Source organism: Streptomyces sp. NPDC056144 (genome assembly GCF_042264145.1).
Taxonomy (GTDB): Bacteria; Actinomycetota; Actinomycetes; order Streptomycetales; family Streptomycetaceae; genus Streptomyces.
Genome location: NZ_JBHJVF010000008.1, coordinates 64,119 through 79,795, shown reverse-complemented (window position 1 = coordinate 79,795; position 15,677 = coordinate 64,119). Strand labels below are relative to the sequence as shown.

The window sequence follows — 15,677 nt, the reverse complement described above, 5'->3', positions numbered from 1 at the left end:
CCCGCAAGATTCCGCCAGCAATCACTGGCACAGTCGGGACTGTAGAGCAGCGACATACCGAGCGGTAGGGGTCGGGCGAGGGAAAGTTACCGGCGGTACGACATAGGCTGGCGGGCGTGGCAGAAGGATCGGGAACCGACGAGGACGCACGCGGGGTCGGCACAAAAGGCGGCGCGACCGCGCACGGCGCCCTGACCGGCGCCCTGACCGCCCCCCGGACCGGCACCGGTACCGGCGCTCGTGCCGGCGCCGGCGCTGCCGCCGGCGTACGCGAGTACCGCATGGAGGAGCTGGCCACGGCCGCCGGCATCACCGTGCGCACCCTGCGCTTCTACCGCGAGCGCGGACTGATCCCGCCGCCCCGCCGCGAGGGCCGCATCGCCTGGTACGACGACCACCACCTCGCCCGGCTCCGCACGATCGCCGCCCTCCTGGAGCGCGGCCACACCCTCAACGGCATCGCCGACCTCACCACCGCCTTCGAGAGCGGCCGCAACGTCCGCGAGGTCCTCGCCCTCGGCGCCCCCACCGAGGAGGAGCCCGTCCGGCTCACCCCCGAGGAGCTCGCCGACCACTTCGCGGACCAGGCGACCCCCGAGAACCTCGCCGCCGCGCTCGACCTCGGCTATCTCGCCACCGACGGCGAGGAGATCATCCACACCAGCCGCCGCCTGCTCGACGTCTCCGCCGCGCTCGTCCGCGAGGGCATCCCGCTCGCCGCCGTCCTGAAGGCGGGCGCGGACGTCCGCGTCCACGCCGAGGCCCTCGCGGACATCTTCGCCACGCTCATCGCCGTCCACACCCCGGACCGCGACCCGGCCCCCCTGCGGCCGCTCGCGAAGAGCGTGGTCGAGGCCGAACTCTCGCTCGCCCTCGACCGCCGCCTGAACGGAACCGTCTAGAGCCGGACAGGGCCTAGAGCTCGTAGACCGCCGTGACGGGCGCGTGGTCGCTCCACCGCTCGTCGTGGGTCGCGGCGCGCTCGACGAAGGCCTTGACGGCCTTGGCCGCGAGGCCCGGCGTGGCGACCTGGTAGTCGATGCGCCAGCCGCTGTCGTTGTCGAAGGCGCGGCCCCGGTAGGACCACCAGGAGTAGGGGCCCTCGACGTCGGGGTGGAGGGCGCGCACGACGTCCACGTACCCGCCGTCCCCGTCCTCGAAGACCCGCCCGAGCCACTCCCGCTCCTCGGGAAGGAAGCCGGCGTTCTTCCGGTTCGCCTTCCAGTTCTTGAGGTCGGCCTCCCGGTGGCAGATGTTCCAGTCACCGCAGACGACGACCTCGCGGCCCTCGGCGGCGGCGCGGACCCTGAGCTCCTTCAGGTACGGCAGGAACTCGCCCATGAAGCGGTACTTCTCGTCCTGGCGCTCGGTGCCGACCTCACCGGAGGGCAGGTAGAGGCTGGCGACGGTGACGCCCGGGAGGTCGGCCTCGATGTACCGGCCGCTGCCGTCGAACTCGCTCGACCCGAAGCCGACGCGGACGGCGTCCGGCTCGCGGCGCGTGTAGAGGGAGACACCGGCTCGGCCCTTGGCGGCGGCGGGCGCGTGGGCGGTGAACCAGCCCTCGGGCGCCCGCACCTCCGCCGGCAGCTGCGCCTCCTCGGCGCGCACCTCCTGGAGGCAGACGGCGTCGGCGGAGGTCTCCGCCAGCCACTCGACGAAGCCCTTCTTGGCGGCGGCGCGGAGGCCATTCACATTCACGCTTGTCACGGTGAGCATCCCGGGAGAATACCGACACCCGCGCCCGTCGATGTCGCATACACGTACGATTCGCCGCATGCGCATCCGTCCCACGCCTTACGACCACCCGGACGCCGTCGCCCTGGAGCAGGCGGTGCAGCGGGAGTACATGATCCGTTACGAGAGCGACGGCGACGCGACCCCGCTGGATCCGCGGATGTTCGTCCCGCCGCACGGCCTCTACCTCCTCGTGTACGACGCCGAGGGCCGCCCGGTCGCCAGCGGCGGCTGGCGGACGCAGGACGAGAACGAGGACGGGTACGCGGACGGGGACGCCGAGCTCAAGCGCATGTACGTGGTCCCCGAGGCGCGCGGCCTGGGCCTGGCCCGCCAGGTTCTGGCTGCCCTGGAGGAGGACGCGCGGGCGGCGGGCCGGACGCGGATGGTCCTGGAGACGGGCACGGCCCAGCCGGAGGCGATCGCGCTGTACGCGTCGAGCGGGTACGAGCGGACCGACAAGAAGTTCGGCCACTACCGCGCGTACGACAGCAGCCGCTGCTTCGTGAAGCCGCTGGTCTAGGAGACGGTCTCCTCACGGCGCGCACGCGCCGGGAGGGTCACCGGAATCCGCGTGGAGGCGAGCGCGCCCAGCCCGAGGAACGCGGCGGCGGCGAACATGGTCCACCGGGTGGCCTGGGCGAACCCGTCGTCGAGCGCGTCGACGACGGCGGGCCCGCCGGCCCCCAGCGGCCCGCTCTCCCCCTGCTCGCGGAGGGTGTCGATGTCGGAACCGGCGGACTGCCGGGTGGCGTCGACGACCTGGTTCGCGACGGTCTCCGGAACGCCCGGAACGCTCTCGACCTTCTGCGGCAGCGTGTGGGCGAGGAGCACGGACAGCAGCCCGCCGATGAGGGCGGCGCCGAGCGCGGAGCCCAGCTGCCGCGCGGTGCTCTGCACGGCGGAGCCCTGCCCGGACTGCTCGACCCTGACGTGGGCGAGGACGGCCCCGGCGAGCTGCGCGGAGGCGAAGCCGAGCCCGAGCCCGTACCCGGCGAGGAGCAGGGCGAGCAGCCAGGGCGCGGTGTCGGCGGTCACGGTGAGGGCCGTGAGGGCGACGAAGACGGCTTCCATGGTGACGCCGAGGGTGACGATCCGGGCGGGCGCCATGGTCCGGGCGAGCCCCTCGGTGAGCCCGCCGGCGAGGAAGGCCCCGACGGCCATCAGGGCCAGCACGACACCGGCGCCCAGGGTGCTCAGCCCGAGCACGTTCACGAGGTACAGGGGCAGCACGAACAGCAGGCCGAACTCGCCGAGGGCGACGACGAGGGCGGTGAGGTTCCCCCACCGGAAGCCGCGGGACCCGAAGAGGGACACGTCGAGGAGCGCGGCCCCTCCGGTCCGGGCCTGCCGGGCCTCGTACCACCAGAACACGCCGAGCAGCACGAGCCCGAGCGCGAGCAGCACGGGGATGGGCGAGATCGGCAGGCTGGTGTCCCGGAGCGGCGTCCACCACCCGTAGCTCTGCCCCTCGATGAGGGCGAAGACGACGAGCGCGAAGCCCAGGGCGCTCAGCCCGACCCCGGCCAGGTCGAAGCCGTCGCTCCCGGCGACGCGGGGCGCCCGGGTCTCCGGCACCCACACCACGGCCCCCACCAGCACCAGGGCGGCCACGGGCAGGTTGACGATGAAGATCCACGGCCAGGTGAACGAGGTGGTGAGCCACCCGCCGAGGAGCGGCCCGACGGCCGCCATCCCGGCGATGACGGACCCCCAGACGGCGAAGGCGACGGTCCGTTCCCGCCCGCGGAAGAGCGCGTTGACGGCGGAGAGGGTGGCGGGCAGGATCAGCGCCCCGCCGACGCCCTGGACGACCCGGCCCCAGATGAGCGCCCCGGAGGAGGAGGCGACGGCCGCGACCAGGCTGCCCAGGGCGAAGACGACGATGCCGGCCGCGAAGGTCCGCCGGCGTCCGATCCGGTCGCCGAGCTTGCCGGACGGCAGCAGGAGCGCGGCGAAGACCACCGAGTACACGGAGTTGACCCACTGGGCGCTGGTGAAGTCGAGCCCGAGGTCGTCGATGATCACCGGCAGCGAGACGCTGACGATGGTCCCGTCGAGCACGATCATCGACAGCCCGAGCGCGAGCACGCCGAGCGCCTTCCACCGCCGGGGATCGAGCCCCTCGTCCGCAGCAGCAGCCGACTCGCTCATGCGCTCTCCCACCCACGTACGGACCCGACGAGCAAGATCACTCGCACCCGCACGCTAGGAGCGGCCCGCCGTCCCCGCACCCGGGACGCGTCCACCCGGGTGACGCGGAGTCATCCGGAGCCCCGAAGCCCCGGGGGCCCGAAGTCCCGTACGCACAAAGGGAAACGGAAGAGCTAATTCCACACAATTCCCCTTTCCCGAACGAACTCTCGAATGACACGATCATGGCGAGTTACACGCCATACACCTGTCCTCTCCTCGAAAGAGTGAACGCCACCTGATGCGCAGATCCCTCGGCACGGCACGTCGCCGCACCGCCGGTGCCGCCGTGCTCTCCCTGGCCACCGTCCTCACCGGGCTCGCCTTCCCCGCCACCGCGCAGGCCGCCACGACCTGCGCCGCCGGCGTCTGGAAGGCCGAGTACTACGCCAACACCACCCTCACCGGTACCCCGAAGGGGACCGTCTGCGACACCGCCATCGCCGAGAACTACGGCCTCGGCGACCCCGCGGGCGTCACCCTGCCGAAGGACAACTTCGGCGTCCGGTGGAGCACCACCCGCAACTTCGGCTCCGGCGGCCCCTTCGACCTCAAGGTCGCCGTCCAGGACGGCGCCCGGGTGTACCTCGACGGCGTCCGCAAGATCGACCTGTGGCGCAACGTCTCCACGAACCAGAACAAGACGGTCCGCCTGACCGTCCCGCGCGGAACCCACACCCTGCGCGTCGACTTCGCCGCCTTCACCGGCACCGCGAACGTCTCCTTCACCTACGCCCCGGTCATCGGCGCCACCCTCGACCGGGTCGCGCCCCTGGCCCCCACCGGCCTGAAGACCGTCTACTCGGCAGCCACGCAGAAGACCACGGTGACCTGGTCGAAGAACGCCGAGATGGACCTGGCCGGCTACCGCGTCTGGCGCCGCACGGGCCCCACGGGCACCTGGGTCCGGCTCAACGCCGCCACCCTCACCGGCACCACCTACACCGACGCTCCCCCGGCCACCGGCGCCAAGTACGAGTACGTGCTCCGCGCCCTCGACCGCTCCGGCAACTCCTCGCCGCTGTCGGCCGTGTCGGGCGTCACCAGCGCCGACAAGACGCCTCCCGGCGTCCCCACCGGCCTCAGGGCCCTCGTGGACCCGTACGGCGCCGGAGCCCGCATCTACTGGTCCGCGGTGAGCGGAGCGAGCGCCTACGAGGTGCAGCGGTCCCTGAGGCCCACGGACGGGTACGCCACCGTCGGTCCACTCGTGACCGGCTACGAGATGACGGACCCGAGCGTCCTGCCGGCCACGACCTACTACTACCGCGTGCGCGCCCGCGACGCGGCGGCGAACACCTCCGCGTACTCGGCGGCGATCCAGCTCGCCGTGCCCGAGACCAGGCCCCTGGCCCCGACCGGCGTCTCCGCCAGCGGCACGCTCGAAGGCAACACCGTCGGCTGGACGTACACGGCCGACGACACCCACCGGTTCCACGTGTACGCCGCCGCCTCGGCCTCCGGCCCCTGGACCCGGCTGACCGAGACCCCGGCACCCAACGCCTTCTACGAGGACGCCACGGCGGTCCCCGGCGAGCTGCGCTACTACCACGTCCGCACGGTCACCCCGCTCGGCACGGAGTCGCACCCGTCGACGACGGTCTCGGCCATCCGCGTCCGCGACACCACCCCGCCTCCCGCCCCGTACGGCCTGCACGCGTACAGCAGCACGGACGGCGTGCGCCTCGACTGGACGCCCAACACCGGCGACGACACGAACCACTACGTCGTCATGCGCAAGCAGTCGTACGAAGGCTGGGAGCAGATCGCCAACGTCTGGGGCGCGACGAGCACCTTCTACCTCGACACCAGCGGCCAGGAGGGCGTGTCGTACGGCTACACCGTCCTCGCCGTCGACGAGGTCGGCAACACCTCCCGCCTGCCCGAGCCCGGCTACAACACCGTCTACGGCAAGCGCACCCCGGTCTACGCTCCCCCGGCCGCGCCCGCCTCGCTGACCGCCACGCTCACCGAGAACGGCAAGGTCAGCCTGGAGTGGGCCGCGAGCACGGCGACCGACGTGGACCACTACTACGTCTACCGCGTGCAGGCCGAGGACCCGAACCCCGACAACGCCACCGCGGTCTCCACGGCCCTCTCGCCGTCGACGACGACGTTCACCGACGAGTCCGTGACCGCCGGCCGGTCCTGGGCCTACTACGTCCGTGCCATCAGCACGCACAACGTCCGGTCCGAGGCCTCGCCGCGCGCCGAGGTCACCGTGCCCTGCCCGACCACGACCGCCCCGGCCAAGCCCCGCCTGACGGGAGGCGACTACTACGAGGGCAACGTCCGGCTCGTCTGGGAGACCGGAACGTGCGACCAGGGCAACACCGTCTCGTACAACGTGTACCGCTCGCGTGACGGCCGCCCCTTCGCCCCCGCGAACCTCGTCGCCACCGGCCTCACGGAGCCGAACTTCAGCGACCCGGACCTGGCGCCGGCGTACTACTACTACGTCGTCACGGCCGTCTCCGCCGACGGCACCGAATCGGCCCCGACCGGAGTCTTCACGGTCTCGGTCCCGTACCCGTCCTCCTGACGCGACACCCGAAGGCCCCCGCCGCCCGGACACCACGTTCCGGGCGGCGGGGGCCTTCGCCGTGCCATCGCGCCCCTGAACGACGAAAATCCCGCCCGATCTTGCGATCGGACGGGATTCCCGGTGTCTGTGGACCTGTGGGGATTTGAACCCCAGACCCCCTCGATGCGAACGAGGTGCGCTACCAGACTGCGCCACAGGCCCTTGCGACGTGTGAAACATTAGCACCTCGATCGGGAAGAACAAAAATCGGTTCCGCCGCAGGTCAGTCGGGGGGTCGTCGCGGGCCCCCCGGCCGGGGTCGTCCAGGTCATTCGTTGGCCGCGCGGGGGCGGTCGTCGTCGGCGTACTGGTCGAAGAGCGGGGTGCGGCCGCCGTCGCGGCCGCGGCGGGGCGGGGCGGCCGGGCGGCGGCGCGGGGTGGCCGGGGGCGGGGCCGGGTCGGCGGCCGTGGAGGAGCGGGCCGCGCTCCAGGTCTCCGGGTCCGTGATGTCGACGCCGCCGGGCGCGCGCGGGGCCACGGGGGCCGTCACGTACGTGGGGAGCGGGACCGGGACCGGTTCCCAGCTGTCGCCGCGGGCGGGGCCGCGCTCGCGCTGCTGGTCGACCCACTCCGCGTGGTCCGTCTGTTCGACCAGGGCCCGGCGGTCCGCCTCCTGCGGGGACGGGGCCGGGTCGACGGCCGGCTCGGGCGTCGGGGCCGGGCGGCGGGACTCGCGCAGCCGGGCCGCCGCCGCTTCCGCGCGGCGCCGGTCCATGACGTACACGAAGCGCCGCCGCTCCTGGATCCGCAGGTGCACGATGTACGCGCTCAGCAGGACCGCGGGGGCTGCGGGCGCCCACAGGAGGTGGACGCCGCCGACGGCCGCGACCGCCGCGCCGACGCTGAAGGCGGCGAAGAGCAGCATGGTGGTGCGCCGGCGGCGGGCCAGGACCTTGCCTCTGCGGGCACGTTCGGCCGCGCCGGGGGCGGGCCGCGCGGGGGCGGGTTCCGGGGCCGGGGCTGGGGCCGGTGCGGGCTCGGGGGCCTGCTCCGGGAATTCCGGGAGTTCCAGGCGCGCCTCGGTTCTGGCCGCGGGCGCGGAAAAGCCCCGGACGTCGACCGAGCTCAGTCGCTCGGTCTCCTCGTCCGGTTCTCCGTCGGGCGTCGGTTCCTCCGCCGTACGGTCCCGTTCCTTGAGCTCCTTGGCGTACCGGCGCTCCATTCCCGCCCGTCCGGACAGCAGCCGGATGGCGGTGCTGAAGCGTTCCGTCGGACGGGCTTCGTTCAGCTCGTCCTGCCTGCGGAGCCACATCGGCACCAAGTAGGCGGCCCAGGCCCCGACGATGACTGCGTAGATGAGGCCGCTGCTGCTCACGCCTCACACGGTAGAGGGGTTCGCGGGGGGCCATCGGCCAATTGGCCCGGTGTGTCGCACGATCTGGCTGATATCACTGAACTTTTTTGTGATTGTTCAGATCGTTCGCGGCCAATTGGCGATTAAATTCGAACACTTATTTCATTCTTTGCGAGAGACGCCATCTCCGCAACAACCCCTCCGGCACCTCTTCCGCCGTCAGCGCGAACACCAGATGATCCCGCCAGGCACCGTCGATGTGGAGGTAACGCGGCCGCAACCCCTCCTCGCGGAAGCCGAGTTTCTCGACGACCCGGCGCGAAGGCCCGTTCTCGGGGCGGATGCAGACCTCCATCCGGTGCAGTCCGACCATCCGGAAACAGTGGTCCGTGGCGAGCGCGACCGCCGTCGGCATCACCCCGCGCCCGGCGACCTCGCTGTCCACCCAATAGCCCACGTGACCCGAGCACATCGAGCCCCAGGTGATCCCGGCCACCGTCAACTGCCCGACCAGCCGCCCCTGGTACTCGATGACGAACGGCAGCATCCGCCCGGCCTTCGCCTCCGACCGCAGATGGCGGACCATCTGACGGTACGTCGGCCGCTGCGCGACCGGCCCGCCCGGCGCCGGCGGCGGCACCGTCGCCTCCCAGGGCCGCAGCCACTCGCGGTTGCGCCGGTTCACCTCGCGCCAGGCCCGGTGGTCGCTCATCTTTATGGGGCGCAGGACGACGTCCCCCTCGACGAGCACCACCGGCCAGGACGGGATCATGACGACATCGGGTGATCGCCGCCGCGGATCTGGTCGACGGCGTGACGGAGGAGCGGCTCCAGGACGGCCAGACCGTCCCGTACGCCGCCCGGGGAGCCCGGCAGGTTCACGATCAGCGTCCGGCCCGCGACGCCCGCGAGGCCGCGCGAGAGGGCCGCCGTGGGCACCTTCTCCCGGCCGTACGCGCGGATGGCCTCCGGGATGCCCGGGATCTCGCGGTCGAGGACCTTCCGGGTGACCTCGGGGGTCTCGTCGGTGGGCGAGATGCCCGTACCGCCGGTGGTCACGATCACGTCGTACCCGGCGGCGATCCCGGCGCGCAGGGCCGCCTCGACGGGCGCCCCGTCCGGGACGATCTGCGGGCCCTCCACGGCGAAGCCCAGGGCCGAGAGGCCCGCGGTGATCAGCGGGCCGCCCTTGTCCTCGTAGACGCCCGCGGAGGCCCGGTTGGAGGCCGTGACGACGAGCGCGCGGTAGCCGCCGCCCGCGAGGCCCGTCACGCCTCGCTCCGCGTCCAGTGACCCGACTTGCCGCCCGTCTTCTCCTCCACCCGTACGTCGGAGATGACCGCGCCCTTGTCGACCGCCTTGATCATGTCGACGACCGTCAGGGCCGCCACCGAGACCGCCGTCAGGGCCTCCATCTCGACGCCCGTGCGGTCCGTGGTCTTCACGGTCGCGAGGATCTCGACCGCCTCGTCCGTGACCGCGAGGTCGAGCGTCACGCCCGACACGGCCAGCGGGTGGCAGAGCGGGATGAGGTCGGGCGTCTTCTTCGCGCCCATGATCCCGGCGATCCGGGCGGTCGCGAGGGCGTCGCCCTTCGGGACGCCCTCGCCGCGCAGCAGCTCGATCACGCGCGGCGAGACGAGGACCCGCCCGCTGGCCCGCGCGGTGCGGGCCGTGACGTCCTTGGCGGAGACGTCGACCATGCGGGCCGCCCCCGCCTCGTCGATGTGGGTGAGACCTTGCTGCGTGCTCATCGCCGTGACACTCCCGGTCCGTGTATGGGGACGACACCGTACCCCCACCCTCGCCCCCTCAGCCGAGGAGGACCACTTCGAGCTCGGTGCCGGGCTCGACGCTCTCCGTCTCCTCCGGGACCACGAGCAGGCAGTCCGCGTGCGCGAGCGCCGCGATCAGGTGCGAGCCCTCGCCGCCCACCGGAGTGACGGTGCCCGCCTCGGGGTCGTACGTGCCGCGCAGGAACTGGCGGCGGCCGGACGGCGAGGACAGCGTCCTGGGAGCGGCGAGGACCGCGCGGACGCGGGGGCGGTGGAGGTCCTTCACGCCCATGAGCGCCCTGATCGCGGGGCGGACGAACAGCTCGAAGGAGACGTACGAGGAGACCGGGTTGCCCGGCAGCGCGAGCAGCGGGATCTGCTCCTCGCCGATCGCGCCGAAGCCCTGCGGCTTGCCCGGCTGCATCGCCAGCTTGCGGAAGTCGACCTGGCCCTCGGAGGTCAGCGCCTCCTTCACCACGTCGTACGCCCCGACGCTCACCCCGCCCGTCGTCACGATCAGGTCCGCCCGGATGAGCTGGTCCTCGATCGTGGCCCGCAGCTCCTCGGCGTCGTCGGTGACGGCGCCCACCCGGTAGGCGAGGGCGCCCGCGTCCCGCGCGGCGGCGGCGAGCGCGAAGCTGTTGGAGTCGAAGATCTGGCCCTCGCCGAGCGGCTCGCCGGGCTGGACCAGCTCGCTGCCGGTGGACAGGACGACCACCCGGGGGCGCGGACGCACCCGGACCGTGCCCCGGCCGATCGCCGCGAGCAGGGCGATCTGCGGCGGCCCGAGGACCGTGCCGGCCGCGAGGGCCCGCTCCCCGGCCCGTACGTCGCTGCCCACCGTGCGGACATGGGCGCCGGCCCCGGCGGAGCGGTGGACGCGGACCTCGCCGCCCGAGCCCTCGGGCGCCGCGGAAGCGGCGCGCATGCCGGTGGCCGCGCCCCCGCCCGTACCGCCGTCGGTCCACTCGACCGGGACGACGGCCTCGGCGCCGGGCGGCAGCGGGGCGCCGGTCATGATGCGGGCGGCCTGGCCGGGTCCGACCGTCGGCAGCGAGCCGTCGCCCGCGGCGACGTCGCCGATGACCGTCAGGACGGCCGGGAACTCCTCGGTGGCACCGGTGACATCGGCGACCCGCACCGCGTACCCGTCCATGGAGCTGTTGTCGAAGGGCGGCAGCGCGACCGGCACCGTCACGTCCTCGACGAGGACACAGCCCTGCGCGTCGAGGAGCTGGAGCTCGATGGGTTCGAGCGGGCCGACCGTCGCGAGGATGTCGGCGAGGTGCTCGTCGACCGACCACAGGCCGCGGGCCGGGCCCGCGCAGGGGTCGGCGGCGGAGTCGTGCCCGTGGCCGTCGGACGGTGCCGTGTTGCTGCTCAAGGTCCTACATCTCCTCGCTGACGTACCTCCGGAGCCAGTCCCGGAAGTCCGGTCCCAGATCTTCACGTTCGCACGCGAGTCTGACAATGGCACGCAGGTAGTCGCCGCGGTCGCCGGTGTCATAGCGGCGGCCCTTGAAGACGACGCCGTGGACCGGTCCGCCGATCTTCTCCTCGGCCGCCAGCGTCTGGAGGGCGTCGGTCAGCTGGATCTCGCCGCCCCGGCCGGGCTCGGTCTCGCGGAGCACGCCGAAGACGGCGGGGTCGAGGACGTACCGGCCGATGATGGCGTAGTTGCTCGGCGCCTCCGAGGGCTCCGGCTTCTCGACGAGGTCCGTCACGCGCACGACGTCCGCGTCGCCGGTCGCCTCGACGGCCGCGCAGCCGTACAGGTGGATCTGGGAGGGCTCGACCTCCATGAGGGCGACGACGCTGCCGCCCTCGCGCTCCTGGATCTCCACCATCCGCGCGAGCAGGGGGTCGCGCGGGTCGATGAGGTCGTCACCGAGGAGGACGGCGAAGGGCTGGTCGCCGACGTGCGGCTCGGCGCACAGGACGGCGTGGCCGAGGCCGCGCGGGTCGCCCTGGCGTACGTAGTGCATGGTGGCGAGGTCGCTGGGCTCCTGCACCTTCGAGAGGCGCTCTTCGTCGCCCTTGCGGATCAGCGCTTCCTCGAGCTCGTAATTCCGGTCGAAATGGTCCTCCAGGGGACGCTTGTTCCGGCCGGTGATCATCAGGACGTCGGAGAGACCGGCCGAGACGGCCTCCTCGACGACGTACTGGATGGCCGGCTTGTCGACGACCGGAAGCATTTCCTTGGGCGTCGCCTTCGTCGCCGGCAGGAAGCGGGTGCCGAGGCCGGCGGCGGGGATGACAGCCTTGCTGATCCGGCCGAGCCTGGGGAGCGAGTCATTCATACGGTGAACTTTAACGGCTGGGAATGAGAGGAAGATGTGGCTTCCGTTACTTTCCTCCCTATAAAGCCAGTTACGAGACTTTCGCGAAAAGGCATGAGCCCGACATGACACCCACAACGCCCGAGAACATCTCCCTGGAAATGTCCGAGAAGACCCTTCTGCGCCGCCGGCTCCTGGATGCCAGGTCGGCCCTGAGCGCCGAATTCCTCGCGCGCACGGCCGAATCCCTCGCCCGCCGGGGAGTGGAACTCGCCGAACTCGCCGAGGCCTCCACCGTCGCCGCCTACGTGTCGGTGGGCCGCGAACCGGGCACCCGCGCGCTGCTCGACGCGCTCCACGCGCGCGGGGTACGGGTTCTGCTCCCCGTCCTGCTGCCCGACAACGACCTGGACTGGGCCGCGTACGAGGGCCCGGAGCGGCTCGCGAAGGCCGGCCGCGGCCTGCTCGAACCCGTCGGGCCCCGGCTCGGCCCCGAGGCCGTCGGCACCGCCGACGCCGTCCTGCTGCCGGGGCTCGCCGTCGACGCGCGCGGCATGCGGCTCGGACGGGGCGGCGGCTCGTACGACCGGGTGCTCGCCCGCCTCGCACGCGCGGGCGTGGACCCGGCCCTCGTGGTCCTCCTCTACGCGGACGAGGTGGTCGCGCGGGTCCCGGAGGAACCGCACGACCACCCCGTGCACGCGGTGGTGACCCCGGAAGGGGTCACCCGCTTCCGGCCTGAGGCCTGAGGCCTGAGGCCTGATCAGGGCTTCAGCGTGAGCGTGTCCTTCGTCGAGGCGTCGACCGCCGCCTTGCCGTAGGACCAGTCGTACAGCTCGCCCTTCGCCCACGCGTCCGTCTGGTCGGTGTAGTTCCCGTGGAAGGCGTGGCCCGAGGCGCCGGTCAGGTTGACCCACCGGGACTTGTCCCAGTCGCCGACGTTCACGACCATCCGCATCGACGGGACCCAGATGACCTCGTAGCCGCCGGCCGCGTTCCAGCCGGTGGCGTCGACCGCCGCCTCGCCGCCGCCCAGGTTCCACGGGCCGCGGTTGAGGAGCTGCTGCACGAGACCGGGACCGGCCGTGCCGAGCGTCTGGTTCTTGAGGGTCAGCTGGTGCAGCCGGCCCCAGCTCCAGGTCGAGACGTCCTTGCCGAGCTTCGCGGTCAGCTCCCAGCGGGCGTCCTTCATGGCCCGGGCGAGGAGTTGGTCACGGGTCTCGGTGGGCTGGTCGACGCGGTTGCCCGGGGTGACCCACCACTCGCTCTTCTCCTGCTTGAGGAGCGGGCGGACCACCTCGTACCAGCGGTCGCCGCCGTCCGGCTGCGCCGAGTCCGCGTCGCGCTCGCCGCACTCGCGGACGAGCTTGTTCTGCTCGTCGACCGGGCCGGTCGTCTCCGCCGGGCGAACGGCGATGCAGTCGCCCTCGGCGCGCAGCTCCTTGGGCAGCTTGTTGCCGAAGGCGAGCTTGAGGACGTTGCGCCAGACCGCGTTGAAGTACGCGGCGGCGGCCGAGTCCGGCTCCTGCGTGTAGTCCCAGCCCTCCAGGAGCTTCTGCGCCTCGCGGACGGACGGGTCGGAGATGTCGACCTTCAGCAGGAGCGGGTTGAGCATGGTCGCGATCTCGCTGCGGTTGTCCGTCTGCATGGTCCGCATGTCGTCCGGCGAGATCTTCCCGCCGTCCTTGATCTTCGACTCGATGAGGTCGTTGATCCGCTGGCTGCGCGAGCCGTAGCCCCAGTCCTTGGTGAGCAGGTCGGGGTAGGTGCGCTGGTCGAGCACGGCCTGGTTGGCGGTGACGATGTAGCCGCGGTCCGGGTTGTACTCGTACGGCAGCTGCTGGAAGGGGATGTACCCCTTCCACCGGTACGAGGAGTCCCAGCCCGGCGCCGGGAGGGTGCCGTCGCCCTTGGTCCGCTGCGGGATCTTGCCCGGGGACTGGTAGCCGATGTTGCCCTCGGTGTCGGCGTAGATCAGGTTCTGGGACGGGACCTCGAAGTTCTTCGCGGCGGCCCGGAAGGTCGGGAAGTCCTTGGCGCGGTCGAGGGCGAAGATCGCGTCCATCGACTTGCCCGGCTGGAGGGCGGTCCACTGGAGGGAGACGCCGTAGCCGGTGCCGCGGTCGGGGGCCGCGTTGCCGACGGGGGCCTTCTGGCCGACCTTCTCCAGCTCGGCGGAGCGGTCGGAGACCAGCGGGCCGCGCTCGGTGGAGCGGACCGTGATCGTCCGGCTGTCGCCGCCGGCGACCTTGATGGTCTCCTCGCGGACCGTGAAGGGCTTGACCTTGCCGTCGACGAGGTAGCCGTCGGGGCCGATCTTCTCCAGGTAGAGGTCGGTGACGTCGGCGCCGAGGTTGGTGAGACCCCAGGCGATCTTGTCGTTGTGACCGATGATCACGCCGGGCATGCCGGAGAAGGTGTAGCCGGCGACGTCGTAGCGGCAGGTGGCCGAGACCGAGCGGCAGTGCAGGCCCATCTGGTACCAGAGGGACGGCAGCTGGGGCGCGAGGTGCGGGTCGTTGGCGAGGAGCGGCTTGCCGGAGGTCGTGTACCTCCCGGCGACGACCCAGGAGTTCGAGCCGATGCCGTTGCCGTTCGGGCCGAGGAGGGCCGGGATGGAGTCCAGGACCTCGGACATGGAGGAGAGCGCGCCGAGCTGGGCGCTCACGCCCGAAGAGCCCGAAGAGCCGGAGGAGCCCGAGGAGCCGGAGCCGCCCGGGCCCGTGCCCGGGGTGTCGCCGGTGGTCGCGCCGTCGGCCTCGCCGGGCTTGGCCGCCGGGTCGAACTGCCCGGTCGACTCGTCGACGGCGCCCTGGTCGAGGATCGGCTGGTGGAGCGCGTACGGGTACTCGGGGTAGAGCTGCTTGATCTGGCTCGCGCTCAGCCGGCTCGTCATCAGCGAGCGGTCGATCTCGTCCTGCATGTTGCCGCGCAGGTCCCAGGCCATCGCCTTGAGCCAGGCCACCGAGTCGACCGGGGTCCACGGCTCGATCGCGTAGTCGTTGGTGAGCGCGAGGGCCGCGTACTCGACGGAGACGTCCTCGGGCGCGCGGTCCTTCAGGTAGGCGTTGACGCCTTCCGCGTACGCCTGGAGGTACTTCTTCGTCTCCGGCGCGAGGACCTTGTCGTACTCCTGCTGCGCGACCCGGCGCCAGCCGAGCGTGCGGAGGAAGGCGTCGGTGTCGACCTGGCTCTCGCCGAACATCTCGGAGAGGCGGCCGGCGGTCACGTGGCGCCGGACGTCCATCTCGTAGAAGCGGTCCTGCGCCTGGACGTAGCCCTGCGCGCGGAAGAGGTCGGTCTCGTTGTCCGCGTAGATCTGCGGGACGCCGTTGGCGTCGCGCTTGACCTCGACGTCGGAGGAGAGGCTGTCGAGCCTGATCTGGCCCGTGGTCTGCGGGAACGAGGCCCGGACGGTGCTGACTCCCCAGTACCCGCCGAAGCCGATGCCCGCGACCAGGGCGAGGACCAGGACGACGAGGATCAGGCGGGCGCGCCGCCCTTTCTTCTTGGCGGTCTTCTTGCCGGGGGGCGCGGTCGTGTTGGAGGGCATCGCTGTCCTTCGAGGGGCAGGGTGGTCCTGGAGTACGGGAGCAACCTTAGGCGCAGCGTCCGGAGGGCCCGGACGCGGTGTCAGGGAAGCGAGCTCCCGATCAACGGCAGAGAACCGCACTGGTGAGCGGGGAAGGGCAGCCCGGAGGCAAAGAGAGCGTCAAGAAAGCGTTAAAGATTAGGTAAGGTAACGAAGTGTCTGCCGCTGGAGGAACGATCCAGCAGCGCGTGAGGGGAAGGATCGGCCACTGACTGTCCACCAG

General features: G+C 72.0%; 13 protein-coding genes and 1 tRNA gene. 4 read left to right on the top strand and 10 right to left on the bottom strand.

What is annotated here, in order from left to right; translation table 11 throughout:
* The first annotated feature begins 281 nt into the window (after positions 1–281).
* Entirely contained in the window at positions 282–902 is a 621-nt protein-coding gene (locus ACFC0Z_RS24025) for a MerR family transcriptional regulator (protein ID WP_376441964.1), read from the top strand.
* Between the two features lie 13 nt (positions 903–915).
* On the opposite strand, the gene ACFC0Z_RS24020 is transcribed toward ACFC0Z_RS24025, so the two are convergent.
* Positions 916–1,719, bottom strand: a complete 804-nt coding sequence (locus tag ACFC0Z_RS24020; protein WP_376441495.1) for an exodeoxyribonuclease III — start codon at positions 1,717–1,719, stop codon at positions 916–918.
* Positions 1,720–1,777: 58 nt separating this feature from the next.
* On the opposite strand from ACFC0Z_RS24020, the gene ACFC0Z_RS24015 reads away from it, so the two are divergent.
* A complete protein-coding gene (locus ACFC0Z_RS24015; RefSeq protein WP_376441493.1) occupies positions 1,778–2,260 on the top strand; it encodes a GNAT family N-acetyltransferase in 483 nt (160 codons plus the stop codon).
* Here ACFC0Z_RS24015 and ACFC0Z_RS24010 read toward each other — a convergent pair.
* Positions 2,257–3,891 carry a DHA2 family efflux MFS transporter permease subunit gene (locus ACFC0Z_RS24010; protein WP_376441490.1) on the bottom strand — a complete coding sequence of 545 codons (1,635 nt, stop codon included), beginning with the start codon at positions 3,889–3,891 and terminating at the stop codon, positions 2,257–2,259. The two genes, ACFC0Z_RS24015 and ACFC0Z_RS24010, sit on opposite strands and share 4 nt — an antisense overlap.
* Before the next feature lie 280 nt (positions 3,892–4,171).
* On the opposite strand from ACFC0Z_RS24010, the gene ACFC0Z_RS24005 reads away from it, so the two are divergent.
* On the top strand, positions 4,172–6,472 hold the full coding sequence (locus ACFC0Z_RS24005; RefSeq protein ID WP_376441488.1) for a PA14 domain-containing protein: 2,301 nt from the start codon (positions 4,172–4,174) through the stop codon (positions 6,470–6,472).
* A 130-nt stretch (positions 6,473–6,602) separates the two neighbouring features.
* Here ACFC0Z_RS24005 and ACFC0Z_RS24000 read toward each other — a convergent pair.
* The 7 genes from ACFC0Z_RS24000 to galU form a co-directional block, all read right to left on the bottom strand.
* Positions 6,603–6,676: transfer RNA gene (locus ACFC0Z_RS24000), tRNA-Ala, on the bottom strand.
* Positions 6,677–6,782: 106 nt separating this feature from the next.
* Positions 6,783–7,829 (bottom strand): gephyrin-like molybdotransferase receptor GlpR, encoded by a 1,047-nt coding sequence (gene glpR / locus ACFC0Z_RS23995; protein ID WP_376441485.1) that lies wholly within the window; start codon positions 7,827–7,829, stop codon positions 6,783–6,785.
* Positions 7,830–7,965: 136 nt separating this feature from the next.
* Positions 7,966–8,580, bottom strand: a complete 615-nt coding sequence (locus ACFC0Z_RS23990; RefSeq protein WP_376441482.1) for a GNAT family N-acetyltransferase — start codon at positions 8,578–8,580, stop codon at positions 7,966–7,968.
* Positions 8,577–9,080: a molybdenum cofactor biosynthesis protein B gene (locus tag ACFC0Z_RS23985; RefSeq protein WP_376441479.1), complete on the bottom strand. Its 504-nt coding sequence runs from the start codon at positions 9,078–9,080 to the stop codon at positions 8,577–8,579. The genes ACFC0Z_RS23990 and ACFC0Z_RS23985 overlap by 4 nt, the downstream gene beginning before the upstream one ends.
* Positions 9,077–9,562: a cyclic pyranopterin monophosphate synthase MoaC gene (gene moaC, locus ACFC0Z_RS23980; protein WP_376441476.1), complete on the bottom strand. Its 486-nt coding sequence runs from the start codon at positions 9,560–9,562 to the stop codon at positions 9,077–9,079. Before moaC ends, ACFC0Z_RS23985 begins: the two co-directional genes overlap by 4 nt.
* Before the next feature lie 58 nt (positions 9,563–9,620).
* Positions 9,621–10,967, bottom strand: coding sequence for a gephyrin-like molybdotransferase Glp (gene glp / locus ACFC0Z_RS23975; protein WP_376441474.1), 1,347 nt, complete (start codon positions 10,965–10,967; stop codon positions 9,621–9,623).
* Between the two features lie 4 nt (positions 10,968–10,971).
* Complete coding sequence (galU, locus tag ACFC0Z_RS23970) at positions 10,972–11,883, bottom strand: UTP--glucose-1-phosphate uridylyltransferase GalU (RefSeq protein WP_376441471.1); 912 nt, start codon at positions 11,881–11,883, stop codon at positions 10,972–10,974.
* 104 nt (positions 11,884–11,987) lie between these two features.
* On the opposite strand from galU, the gene ACFC0Z_RS23965 reads away from it, so the two are divergent.
* The gene (locus ACFC0Z_RS23965; RefSeq protein ID WP_376441468.1) at positions 11,988–12,611 is read left to right on the top strand and encodes a 5-formyltetrahydrofolate cyclo-ligase; all 624 of its coding nucleotides are present in this window, start codon (positions 11,988–11,990) and stop codon (positions 12,609–12,611) included.
* A gap of 14 nt (positions 12,612–12,625) precedes the next feature.
* Here ACFC0Z_RS23965 and ACFC0Z_RS23960 read toward each other — a convergent pair whose 3' ends face one another.
* On the bottom strand, positions 12,626–15,415 hold the full coding sequence (locus ACFC0Z_RS23960) for a penicillin acylase family protein (protein ID WP_376441466.1): 2,790 nt from the start codon (positions 15,413–15,415) through the stop codon (positions 12,626–12,628).
* Positions 15,416–15,677: the final 262 nt, after the last annotated feature.